We start from the raw sequence: 10,733 nt of genomic DNA, 5'->3' as shown, positions 1-10,733 counted from the left end.
GGCGGGGGGCTGTGTGGGAAGGGCGGAGCGGTGGCCGGCGCGGGTGGCGGCAAAAAGCAGGGGTTGTGGCCGGTGGTTCTAGCGAGCCGCCGCGGTGCGACAACCCCTGTGTAGTGTAGGGCCCGCCGAGCGTTCGATGTCGGCCCGGCGGGTCAAGGGTGATGGGCTCATTGCGTGTTGCAGATCAGGTTCTCGGGGCAGGCGTCGTTGATGGCGCCGCCGTTGGCCTTGATCACGTCCACCGTATCGAAGAAGTCATACGGGCTGGCGGCATCCTTGAACCACCACCAGAACAGATGCGTGGCGTTGATACCCTGCGGGTCGTTGACCGCGAAGTGGAACACGTCGTCCAGGGTCAGCAGGCCTTCGCCGATCGGGTTCTCCTTCCAGATCAGATGCGTCGGCTGCGCGGCCATCAGCGAGTAGGTGCGGCCGGCATACTGCGGGTAGAACTCATAGGCATCGTTGCTGTAGAAGGTGGTCGGCAGCGTATCCGGTCCGCCGAAGCCGACGCCGTTGCGGTACAGATGGTCGATCAGTTCCGCCGTGTAGGGCGCGGTGCGCCAGTTGACCCACAGATTCGTCAGTGAGGTCGGATAGGCCTTCGGCAGCGCGGTGGCGAGCCGTTTCAGCTGATCGACATAGTCCCGCGTGTCGGGTGCCACGGTGGCGCTTTCCTCGGTGGTGACGCCCTCGAACATCGGGTCCTGGTCCAGTGCTTTACCCAATGCCTGGTGCGCCGCGATGATGCGGTCCATGACGGCGGGCACCCAGCGCTTGGTCTCGCAGCCGGCGGGCTGTCCCTCCGCATTCAAGCCGACCTGCTGGCCGCCTTCATAGACCGGATCGCTCAACATATATTTCGGCACGCACTGCGGCGTGGCATTATCGAACCACATGTCCTCGAACATCACGACCATGCGTTTGCCACGGCCCTTGATGACGTTGAATTCGGCCCTGATGGTCGAGAAGTCGTAGACGCCTTTCGAGGTTTCGACCTTGCTCCAGATGACTGGGACCATGACGCCCTTAATCTCCGGCGGGATCTGCGGCAGGATGACCTTGACATCGGCCAGGGTCACTTTGTTGGGCAACTGGACGTAGTGTCCCGGATGCCATTTCTTGGGACCGATCTTGGTGGCGACCGGATCGACGCCCTTGCCGGTGATCGCGATGTTGCTCTTCGTCTGCGAAGTCCCGATGTAGAGGTTGGTCGGCAGGTTGCCGGTCGCCAGCGGGGCGAAGGCGAAGCTGACGGCGCAACTCTGACCTGGTGTCAGCGACTTGCCGCAGGAATTCATCGTCATCGTATAGTTTTCGTCCTTTTCGCTGATGGTATAAATACTTTCCGTTTTGGTGCTGGTATTTTTCAGCGTCAGGGTTTTCGAGGTGCTGGTCGTGAAAATCTGCTGATCGGGGAAAGCCAGGTTCGAGGCGGACAAGGTAACGGCCGAGGCGATGGGAGCTGCTGCGACGAGGAGGGAGGCGACAGCGGCGGCGGTTTTGGTATTCATGAGACTCACCCTTGGATTTTGGTCTTATGCAAATAAGTGGTTTCAGTTCGTTATGTGTCGGAGTATTCGCTGTGGCGAGAAACCCGAGTTGAACTGAGCGTGACCAAACTCTAGTAAGGGCCCTGTCCGGAGTTGGCGGGAAAACGGTGATTCAGGTCACAGTTCCGGGCGGTGGCTGGGCGGGGGGTGAACCGGTCGCCGGGTGGCGTGGGACGGCGAGAGGGTGGCTGAGTGATGGCCGATGGCCGCGGGGAGTGCGAAGCCAGGCCGAGCGGCGATGGGCCGGTACGGACCGCGGCGGGGGCTGCGGTCGCGGGCTAGCGTCGTCGTGGAGTGCGGCGCGGGTTGCCGCGGCCGTCGCAGCGGGGCGTTGTCAGGGGAGAGAAGGCGCGCTCTGCTCCGACTCCGGCCTTTGAGATCCTTCGGTATTCAGCGCTGCCTCGAGTCGCGTGATCAGTTCGACCCGTGCGGCTCTAAGTGCCGTCCAGTGTTGATCGAGTTCTTGGGGTTGCGCTCCTAGCGGGACAGCGTTGTTCAAAGTCGAGGCCGCTGCTGCACGGGTGTCGCCCCTACCGAGCCGGGTGAAGCGCTGAGATCGTGGCTGAACCGCCGAATGGCTGCGCGGTCGCCCTGACCCAACAGGTCGCGTATGAGAAACGCGGGGTTCCCGTATTGTTCGACGAAGAGCGTCAGCAACCGGAGGTACGTGGTCCGGTTCCCATTGACGATGCGCAAGCCCTCGGCTGATTTCAGTCCGGGGATGTCGGCCATGCGGCAACGCCACGCCTCATCCGCGAGGGGTTTCCCTGGCGTGCCCGGAGTCGCAGACGTAAAGCATGCAAGCAGAGGTTTATGGCATGAAGGTGAAGAGGGCATGCTCTGGCCGATGATTCAACAAGGTCCAGCCTATCGCGCTCCTTAGAATTAGGGGGTTGGCCGTCGCTTGATGGCTATCTCAGGGAATTTATGAACGACTTTCCCTTAGGTGGAAGTACGTATTGAGGATGGGATATCAATCGCAGTAACCTCGCCGTAGAGATATGGGAGCCAGACGGCGCAGCCAGCCGTGAGAGCGAGCGACCTGCCGGCCATTAAATAGCGTGATTGTGGGACGTGACGGCAAGGGAAGGCTTTCGATGTGAGTCGACCTCGATTCAGCGTACTGTCAGCCAAGAGATGGCGATCTTTCGGATTCTCCCAAGTTCGGCATGCAGCGCTCTTTCGTCCGATGAACGAGAGGGATTCGAAGCTGGCGGTCGTCCATATGGCGGTGCTGGAATCGTTGCCCTACTTCGTGCAGGGCCGCCTGGCCTGGGTTGAACAGAAGGCCGTGGAGCGTCACCTGGCATTCTGTTCGGTATGCCGGGACAAGCTGGCCGATCTGGAGTGGCAACAACGGGGTTGCGATCTGGATTCCTCCCCACTGATCGATGGGGCGGCGGGAGGCCATCGCTGGCCCATGCAGATCGAACATGGTGATCAAGGTGACGATATACCGCCCGCCGCATCGCTTTCCGGCGAAAAGGCAGTGTGGGCGGGTGATATTCGCCAGGGCCTTGATCCAGCCTCCGAGGTCACCAGCAGTCCGTATCCGTCGCGGTCACTGAGGGTACTGGCAGTGCTGCTTTCTGCATCGCTGATCGCTGGAGCTAGCAGAGTCGATTGGGGAGAAGTTCGGACGGCGGTTCATCGCGCCTTCGGATGGCCGCGCAGCGCGGGGCGTCCGGGGGAGGGTGAACTGCGGGTCGTGTTCGCGCCTTCGATCCAGATCGATCAGGTCGAGCGATTGGCCAGGGAACTGGAGACGGAGATCGTGCATGGCTCGATCGAGTCGGGCGCGTTCACATTGCGCCTCTCCGGCGTAAAGGCGACCGAGGCGGCGGTGGCACGCGTGATCGCGCGTCTGCGCGCGGAGCCCGGGGTGGTATTCGCGGCACCGGCTTCAAAGTACGTTTCACCGGAGTAAGCTGCGCCGCTACGCGGCAGCAATCCGGAGCAGGCGTGCGTGGTGGCGACTGCGTGAAAGATTATCGAATTTAGTCATGTGCCGACACGGGAACGAATGCCATCGCAGGGCGCAAGCTCGGCATCGGGAAAAAGGGGGAGGCAAGCGCGGTTTGCCGCGAGCGTGGGGTCTACTTCGGTCTGGCCACGGTAGCGCTGATCGCCGGATTGTTTGGGGTGTGGCAAGCGCAAGATGAGCAAGCGACCGAGCGACATGATATCCATGCCCTGCATCCTCCTCGTGGATGACGAGCCCACGGCTCGGGCCGTGCTCGGTGCCATGCTCGCCGACGAGCGTTATCACTTGGCCATCGCAGAGTGCGGCGAGCAGGCTCTCCTCTTGGCCGAGCAACTGCAGCCTGACCTCATCCTGCTGGACATCATGATGCCCGACATGGACGGTTACGCGGTATGTCGACGTCTCCGCGCAACGCCCGCGCTGGCTGAGATTCCGATCGTGATGTTGACGGCGCTGGACGATGCGGGCTCAAGGCTGGCGGGTATCGAGTCGGGGGCGGATGACTTTCTCTCAAAACCGGTCGATCGCACCGAATTGCGGGCCCGCGTCGCGACGATTCTCCGTCTGGACCGCTATCGGAAGCTCGTGGCGGAAAAACAGCGTTTCGTTCGGCTGACCGATCGGCTGCCGCACGGTGTGGTACTCCTCGATGCCGGTGGCCGGATACGGTTCGCGAATCCTGCATTCATGGCGCTGGTAGGCGGTGCGAACGAAGACCCGGCGCAGGAGCGATCGATTCTGGATTGGGTTGTGCCCGACGAAAGGCAGTCCCTGAAGGTGGCGGTTGCTCGTCTCCGTCATGAGGGTGATGCTTTTCGGAACCTGGAAGTGCGCATGGTCCGCACCGATGGTACGAACTTTCCGGCCATTCTGGATGGCGTGAGCTACTTGGAATCGGCCAGGACGATGGTCCAGTTGGTCGTTCAGGACATCACCGATTCCGTGCTGCTGAACACCGAGCGCGCTGAGGTGGCGCGCCGCAAGGACGAGTTTCTCGCCCTGCTGGCTCACGAACTGCGCAACCCATTGGCGCCGATCGGCTCCGTATTGGACGCACTGCAGCTGACAGGGTATGCGGAAAGGCAGTTCCCTCAGTTCTACGGGATACTGGAACGGCAGTTCAAACAACTGGTACGGCTGGTAGATGACCTGATGGATATCTCTCGCATCAGTCGGGGTGACATCAGAATCGTCAAGTCCCCTTGTGAGCTGAACGCCATTCTCGACCAAGCGCTGGAAACGAGCCAGCCCCAGATCCGGGCGGGACAACACGAGGTCGTTGTCATGCGATCAACGGAGGGGCTCTACCTCGATGGCGATGCCGTGCGGCTGACGCAGGTGTTCAGCAACCTGTTCAACAACGCGGCGAAATACATGGGAGTGGGCGGCAGGATCGAGGTCAGGGTGGAATTGCGGGACGATCGCGCTCATATCTCGGTGCAAGACGAGGGGATCGGTATTCCTGCGGAGGACTTACCGTATGTGTTCGAGCCTTTCCGTCGCGTTGGCAAAGCCGCCGACGATTTCCAGCAACCGGGCGGGCTAGGTCTGGGGCTCAGCCTCGTTCAACGTTTGGTCGAACTCCACGGCGGTCGAGTCAGGGCGCACAGTGACGGGCTTGGGCGCGGCAGTGTGTTCCGGGTCGATCTGCCGTTGAGCGCGCGCGCCACGTCGCGAGTAAGCCGCGAAGAAGAGACCTCATCACGCCCCCTTTCGGGACGCTGGGTTCTGGTGGTGGACGACAATCGGGATGCCGCGGATACGCTCGCGCTGATGTTGCAGCAGCTCGGCGGGACGGTAAAGGTGGCCTACGACGGTCCGAAGGCCTTGGCCCTGTGCCAAACCTTCACACCGGATGTCGCGCTCCTGGATCTGGGAATGCCGGGAATGGACGGGTACGAGGTGGCACAACACCTCAGAGCGTCGCCGGCCGGACAGACACTGCAACTCATCGCGATCAGTGGCTGGGGGCAGGACGAGGATCGCCGTCGCAGCGCTGCGGCGGGCTTCGATCAGCACTTGGTCAAGCCAGTGAGCCTACAGGACTTGCTCGGTTACCTCGACTCACCCGCGTTCGTAGCTTGAAGCGCAGGATGAGGCGTGGGCGCGGACGTTTGTCAATATGAGTCCTGGCGGCTCCCGTCGCGCGCCGCGTCTGAGGAGACTCACGAGACGCGGTTCTGCCAGGGATAGCGGTTTGCTCAAGCCGTCGCTGGTAACCGAGCCGACAAACAAGACGGTATCCTGACGGTGGCTAGAACCGTCGGGGCCAGCTCACTCAGCGCCGCCCTTTCCGCCACAGCGCGACCGGCGGCGAAGACCGGCAGGTCTTCCAGCGCACCTACAGCCCCAGTGCGCGCAGATCCAGTCGGCCGTTACGCAGCGGTGGGCACCAGAAGTACGCGCCGGTCACCGGCCGAGTGAAGCCGAAGATGGCATCGGTGATGCCGTCCTCCGCGCCGATCATCCGCTGTAACTGTGCCTCGAAGGGATGGAAGGAAGAGGCAAATGCCACGAACACCAGTCCCGAACGCTGGCCCTCGGCCCAGGGCATCGAGCGGCGCAGCAGGAAGGCCGGGGGCTCGAAGCTTTCCTGCGCCGTGCGCTTGACGTGAGCCGAGGGCGGCGCGTCGTCCAGCTCGACGTTGTCGCTGCGGCGCCGGCCGATGGTCTGGTCCTGCGCCTGCGGGGTCATCGCTTCGAGGCGGCCGAAGTCGTGCACCCATTGCTGCACGGCAGCGAAGCTGCCGCCGTCCAGCCCGGTGCCCTGTCCGGCGACGATGGCTGCCGCGACCGCATCGTCGCCGGTGGGGTTTTCGGTGCCGTCCTCGTAACCGCTCAGGTCCCGGCCCATGGCATGGCGGAAGGATTCGATCACCTGGTCCAGCGCCAGCACAGGGCCCACCGCGGCCTGCACGGCGCGTGTCAGATGGACCAGATGACCCCGGTCCTCGCCCCGCAACCAGCACCACAAAGCCGCCGGTGTGGCCGGTAGTTCCAGCCCCGGCCCGACGGCGCCGGCAAAACTGTGTAGCCCCGGGATGTCGCGGCCCAGCGCGCGTACCAGCGATTCGCCCAGGCCCACCACCATTCGTTGACCGTCGGCCAACTCGCTGAGCGCTAGCAGTGCGCTGCGCAGGTCGCCCTGTGGCGTGGTGCTGAAACTGAGGTAGCGGCCCAACGCGGGCACCGGAGCCAGGATGCCGGTCTGGACGTCAATCATCGATGCTTCCGTCACATGAATATCTCGTGTTGTCGGCGTCATTCGGCAAGACCGCGACGCGGCCGGCTCGCTGTGTGGCATTTCACGACCTGGGGGCACTTGCCAAGGTGCCCCTTCATGGTGCCACAATGGCGGCCTTCAATTCACACCAGGAGAACACAGCATGAACAAGTCCGAACTCATCGATGCCGTCGTTGCGAAGACCGGTCAGACCAAGAAGGACACCGAGCAAACGCTGACGGCCTTGCTCGACGCAATCACGGAGGCCGTCGCTCAGGGCGAGACCGTGACCTTCGTGGGTTTTGGCACATTCAAGCCCGTGGAACGCGACGCGCGGGAAGGGCGCAACCCGGCAACGGGTGAGACGATCATGATCGCGGCCTCACGGTCCCCGAAGTTCGTGCCCGGGAAGGCGTTCAAGGAACAGGTCAACGGCGGCTGACAGGCACCGTCGGCGGTTGCGTGATGAACTCCGCGTGCTGACGGAGGCACCCGCTGCCGCGCGACGCCAGTTCGAGCCGAGCCCGTTTGCGAACGGTGGCACCCGGCTCGCAGGCGCTGTGGTCACAGTTCGAGGCCGGGTCAGGAGCCTGAGCGTCTGACCGTCGCGTCAGCGGTTCAATGATCGTTCTGCTGGCCAGGGTTCACGTGCGGTTGCGGACCCGCGTAGCGTTCGGCATCGTCTTCCAGAAGCACGTATTCGATCAGGTTTTCGGCGTAGTGGGCGATGCGCTCCAGCGACTTGAAGACCAGCACGATGTTCATGACCGGCCCTATAGTGCGGGGGTCTTCCATGGCATAGGTCATCAGCCGGCGAAGCTCGGACTCGAACTCGTCGCCCGCCGCGCGTTGACGCCCGGCCAAGGTCTCGGCAGGGCTCTCGCCATCATCGTCGAACAGGTTCAGGGCGCCTTGCAGGCAGGCTGTCGCACGCTTCATCATCGTGTTGACGTTCCGCCGGAGTTGGCGCGACAGTTCCAACCCCTCCGACCCGAAATGCTGGATAACGGTGCTGCCGATCCTGACGGCTTCGTCGGCGATGCGTTCCAGATCGCTGGCGCTCTTGGATACCGTCATGATCCTTCTGAGATCGCCGCCCAGAGGTGCCCGGCGGGCCAGCAGCCGGATCACTTCGGCGTCGATGTACCGCTCGAGTTCATCGATCGCATGATCTCTACCGATGACGGACTGGGCCAGCTGCAAGTCGAGCGTGTTGAAGGCCAGGACGGCGTCGTTGACCAAGTCCAGCACCTGCCGACCCATCGTCTGAACACGTTCGTTCAGATGGCCCAATTCAGCGTCGTATTGCTTGACGGTATGTCCTTCTGAATTGTTGTTCATGGTCTTACGTTCCGGGGCGCCGTCTGCGCCGAGAGGTGCGCGTGAATTCGGATAGAGTCATGGCCGGTGCGCAAACGTGAACCTTGATATGTGTGTCCCCGTTGCGCTCACGCCGTCGCCGGAGCGATCCCGGGTTCGGTCTCGTTCCCGCCCACGTCCGACAAAACGGTTTGCGGGCGCTGGTAGAAGGCAATCGCCGCTTCACCGATCAGTTTGGCCGTCGCAGCCGCCATCACACCCGATGCCGGAATCGACGCCGCAGGGTGCCAGTCCATCCGGCTGACCAACAGCGGGGAAGTCGCGCTCAGGCCGGAGGCCGCGATTACCGCCATCAGTTCGGGTACGCGCGCCTGATCGTCGATGTCCTTACCGTATAGCAGGGCAATCTCCAGGATCAGATACAGGTTGACCCGGGTCAGCATCGACGCACCGCCGACGAAACCGACCATCTTCAGCACGTTACCGGCGACCGGAAACAGCATCGGCAGGTACAACAGCGCGCCCCCGACCAGCGACAGCGAACTCTGGGCGAGGATCAGCCGGCGAGCCAGTTGTTCCGGCGTTTCTCCCGGATAAAGGGTTTTCACCCGCTGCACGATCCGTCGGACCTCACCCTTCCGCAGGCGCAGAAAAAAGTAGAAGAATTGGTCTACGGCGACGCTTTGTTGCCGCGGTTGCGCGGCTGCCACCCTCCGATTCCTGGCGGAGGCAGGGGCGTCGGTGTTCGGATCTTGCCGGAAGGCATTGCGGACTTGTTCGGCCAGGCGTGTCGCCATTTTCTGCTGATCTCCCATAAGCTTGCATCGTCAGGATGTCCCGATGCTAGCACGTGGGAGGCGCCCTTCGTCACCGTGTTGCAGAGCCCTTTGCGGTGTCACGAAACAGTCATGATGGGGGCTTATTCTTGACAGGCTGAAGGCCCGGATCGATGCGCCGGCGGCCGATACCCCAACCCCCCAACGATGTATTCCTCACTCCCCCACTGGTCGCCCACCGACTGCGCGGACTTAAAGCGGGCGCGTGATTGTCTGGAGTCTCCGAGCTTCGCGTCCAGACTGTCCGAGTTCGTGGGTGCTCCGTTCGAGGTCGCATTCAAGCTGATGCCTCCGCGCTGGCACTGCCGGATTCAGCAGGCCGCGGAAAAGGGCATCTGGTCGGCGCTGAATGTTGCCGTAATAGGACTGACGGGGACAGCGCGACCGTGTGGCGGCGCACGTTACCGGCTTACGGCAATGGCCGTTGGGGCTGCTGGAGGATTCTTTGGTGGACCGGCCCTCCTGATCGAGTCGCCCTGTACAGCCGTGGTCATGCTGCGCGCCATCGCGGCGATCGCTGCCGCCGAGGGCGAGCCCCTCGAGCGCTTGGAAACCCGGCTGGCCTGTCTCGAAGTGCTCGCACTGGGTGGGCAATCCGGGCGTGGTGATCCAGCCGACAGTGGATATTTCGGCGTACGGCTGGCGCTGGATGCACCCCTGGCAGCGGCTTCACGGCATCTCGCGGAGCGGGGCCTGGCCGGCGGTGCAGGTTCGCCACCGCTGGTCCAGTTTCTGGCGGCGGTGTCGCAGCGTTTCGGCGTAACGCTGTCGCACAAGGCCGCCGCCGCAGCGCTGCCGGTCGTTGGCGCTGCCAGCGGGGCATTCGTGAACCGTCTGTTCATTCAGCATTTTCAGGACATCGCACGAGCGCATTTTGCGCTGCGCCGGCTGGAGCGGAAGTTCGGTGCCCGGGAAGTCCGGGCCCGGTATGACCAACTGGGTCAGCCGAGCGCACGAGTGCTGGCTTATCCCCTCGCGGCATGACGCCGCTTTTTCGACGACAGGAGCCGCTGTGGCCAATCTTTCCGATCTTTTGAAAACTGACCTGGGCAAGGGCGTGGCGATCGGGCTGGGTCTGGGCTCGCTCGCCCTGGCCTTGGCGCCGGTGCTTCGGCCCGCGGCGAAGAATGCCGTCAGGAGCGGACTGCTGTTGATGGACAAGGGGCGGGAATGGGTGGTCGAGGCTTGCGATTCGATCGAGGATATCGTGGCCGGCGTTCGTGCGAACGTGTCCGAGGAACAACCGGGACCGCCCGAGCCTCCGACGGCGGCCGAGGCGGAGGGCGGGCGCCACGCCTGATCCTAGCGAACGGGCTATCCGACTTCGGCAATCGCTATCGCGCCGTTCACCGACGCGGGCTTACCGGCCCCTGATTGAGGCTGCCTCTATTCGGTTGAGGGCAACCGTGCCGGGCATCGGCGCCTTGCTGCGCAGCGGATACCGGCGCGGCCTGTTGTGCGGTCCTCATCGTGCTCCTGAGCTCGTTACCGGCCTTGGCGCGCAACCCGCTTGCACGCCCGGCTGGGTGCGCGGGTTCTTCTGACGCGGGTCAACCAGCGACCACAACCCCTCTTTCCGATCGTAACCATTCACCCCGCTGCCTTGTTGGGTAGTGGGAGCGGGCTGGGAGGGCGAGACCGTCTGCGGGAGGGAACCCGCAGCCGAGCCTCCAGGGACGGATTCACGGCGTTGTCTCGGTAGCGTCCGTCAAGGTGGTGTAATTTTCGGGGGCGAACTCCGGCTCAGATGAGTTCTTCAGTCTGCAGTCAGTCCGGGTAATGGGTCCATCCCGACGCTGTGCTCTGTCATGGTGTGT

At 63.2% G+C, this 10,733-nt stretch carries 10 protein-coding genes; 5 read left to right on the top strand and 5 right to left on the bottom strand.

The genetic code is table 11. From position 1 onward, the window contains the following. Positions 1 to 167: 167 nt before the first annotated feature. Together BWR02_RS20625 and BWR02_RS20620 are read right to left on the bottom strand one after the other, a co-directional pair. The gene (locus tag BWR02_RS20625) at positions 168 to 1,514 is read right to left on the bottom strand and encodes a hypothetical protein (protein WP_139559796.1); all 1,347 of its coding nucleotides are present in this window, start codon (positions 1,512 to 1,514) and stop codon (positions 168 to 170) included. A gap of 534 nt (positions 1,515 to 2,048) precedes the next feature. Further along, positions 2,049 to 2,285, bottom strand: coding sequence for an Hpt domain-containing protein (locus tag BWR02_RS20620; protein ID WP_139559795.1), 237 nt, complete (start codon positions 2,283 to 2,285; stop codon positions 2,049 to 2,051). A gap of 457 nt (positions 2,286 to 2,742) precedes the next feature. Here BWR02_RS20620 and BWR02_RS20615 point away from each other — a divergent pair, with 457 nt between their 5' ends. Together BWR02_RS20615 and BWR02_RS20610 are read left to right on the top strand one after the other, a co-directional pair. Beyond that, positions 2,743 to 3,480 (top strand): zf-HC2 domain-containing protein, encoded by a 738-nt coding sequence (locus BWR02_RS20615; RefSeq protein ID WP_139559794.1) that lies wholly within the window; start codon positions 2,743 to 2,745, stop codon positions 3,478 to 3,480. Positions 3,481 to 3,711: 231 nt separating this feature from the next. Continuing rightward, positions 3,712 to 5,622 (top strand): response regulator, encoded by a 1,911-nt coding sequence (locus BWR02_RS20610; protein WP_139559793.1) that lies wholly within the window; start codon positions 3,712 to 3,714, stop codon positions 5,620 to 5,622. 256 nt (positions 5,623 to 5,878) lie between these two features. On the opposite strand, the gene BWR02_RS20605 is transcribed toward BWR02_RS20610, so the two are convergent. Continuing rightward, complete coding sequence (locus BWR02_RS20605) at positions 5,879 to 6,760, bottom strand: Dyp-type peroxidase (RefSeq protein ID WP_139559792.1); 882 nt, start codon at positions 6,758 to 6,760, stop codon at positions 5,879 to 5,881. A gap of 163 nt (positions 6,761 to 6,923) precedes the next feature. Between BWR02_RS20605 and BWR02_RS20600 the strand changes: the two genes are divergently transcribed. Then, positions 6,924 to 7,202, top strand: coding sequence for an HU family DNA-binding protein (locus BWR02_RS20600; RefSeq protein WP_139559791.1), 279 nt, complete (start codon positions 6,924 to 6,926; stop codon positions 7,200 to 7,202). 176 nt (positions 7,203 to 7,378) lie between these two features. Here the strand turns inward: BWR02_RS20600 and phoU are convergent, their stop codons facing one another. Both phoU and BWR02_RS20590 read right to left on the bottom strand, forming a co-directional pair. Then, positions 7,379 to 8,101 carry a phosphate signaling complex protein PhoU gene (gene phoU, locus BWR02_RS20595; RefSeq protein ID WP_139559790.1) on the bottom strand — a complete coding sequence of 241 codons (723 nt, stop codon included), beginning with the start codon at positions 8,099 to 8,101 and terminating at the stop codon, positions 7,379 to 7,381. A gap of 107 nt (positions 8,102 to 8,208) precedes the next feature. Continuing rightward, on the bottom strand, positions 8,209 to 8,877 hold the full coding sequence (locus BWR02_RS20590) for a hypothetical protein (RefSeq protein ID WP_139559789.1): 669 nt from the start codon (positions 8,875 to 8,877) through the stop codon (positions 8,209 to 8,211). 186 nt (positions 8,878 to 9,063) lie between these two features. On the opposite strand from BWR02_RS20590, the gene BWR02_RS20585 reads away from it, so the two are divergent. After that, positions 9,064 to 9,900: an EcsC family protein gene (locus BWR02_RS20585; RefSeq protein WP_139559788.1), complete on the top strand. Its 837-nt coding sequence runs from the start codon at positions 9,064 to 9,066 to the stop codon at positions 9,898 to 9,900. A 49-nt stretch (positions 9,901 to 9,949) separates the two neighbouring features. Next, positions 9,950 to 10,216, top strand: a complete 267-nt coding sequence (locus BWR02_RS20580) for a DUF5132 domain-containing protein (protein ID WP_162560269.1) — start codon at positions 9,950 to 9,952, stop codon at positions 10,214 to 10,216. Positions 10,217 to 10,733: the final 517 nt, after the last annotated feature.

Source organism: Methylotetracoccus oryzae (assembly GCF_006175985.1).
GTDB classification, from domain to species: domain Bacteria; phylum Pseudomonadota; class Gammaproteobacteria; order Methylococcales; family Methylococcaceae; genus Methylotetracoccus; species Methylotetracoccus oryzae.
Note: the sequence above shows the minus strand (reverse complement) of the source record. Positions and strands in the feature narration are given on the sequence as shown.

What these genes read in the sequence shown, in the direction of transcription:
- BWR02_RS20620 (WP_139559795.1), bottom strand. Translation starts at nt 2,285, where the DNA reads ATGGCCGACATCCCCGGACTGAAATCAGCCGAGGGCTTGCGCATCGTC.
- phoU (WP_139559790.1), bottom strand. Translation starts at nt 8,101, where the DNA reads ATGAACAACAATTCAGAAGGACATACCGTCAAGCAATACGACGCTGAA.
- BWR02_RS20585 (WP_139559788.1), top strand. Translation starts at nt 9,064, where the DNA reads ATGTATTCCTCACTCCCCCACTGGTCGCCCACCGACTGCGCGGACTTA.
- BWR02_RS20600 (WP_139559791.1), top strand. Translation starts at nt 6,924, where the DNA reads ATGAACAAGTCCGAACTCATCGATGCCGTCGTTGCGAAGACCGGTCAG.
- BWR02_RS20610 (WP_139559793.1), top strand. Translation starts at nt 3,712, where the DNA reads ATGAGCAAGCGACCGAGCGACATGATATCCATGCCCTGCATCCTCCTC.
- BWR02_RS20590 (WP_139559789.1), bottom strand. Translation starts at nt 8,877, where the DNA reads ATGGCGACACGCCTGGCCGAACAAGTCCGCAATGCCTTCCGGCAAGAT.
- BWR02_RS20625 (WP_139559796.1), bottom strand. Translation starts at nt 1,514, where the DNA reads ATGAATACCAAAACCGCCGCCGCTGTCGCCTCCCTCCTCGTCGCAGCA.
- BWR02_RS20605 (WP_139559792.1), bottom strand. Translation starts at nt 6,760, where the DNA reads ATGATTGACGTCCAGACCGGCATCCTGGCTCCGGTGCCCGCGTTGGGC.
- BWR02_RS20615 (WP_139559794.1), top strand. Translation starts at nt 2,743, where the DNA reads ATGAACGAGAGGGATTCGAAGCTGGCGGTCGTCCATATGGCGGTGCTG.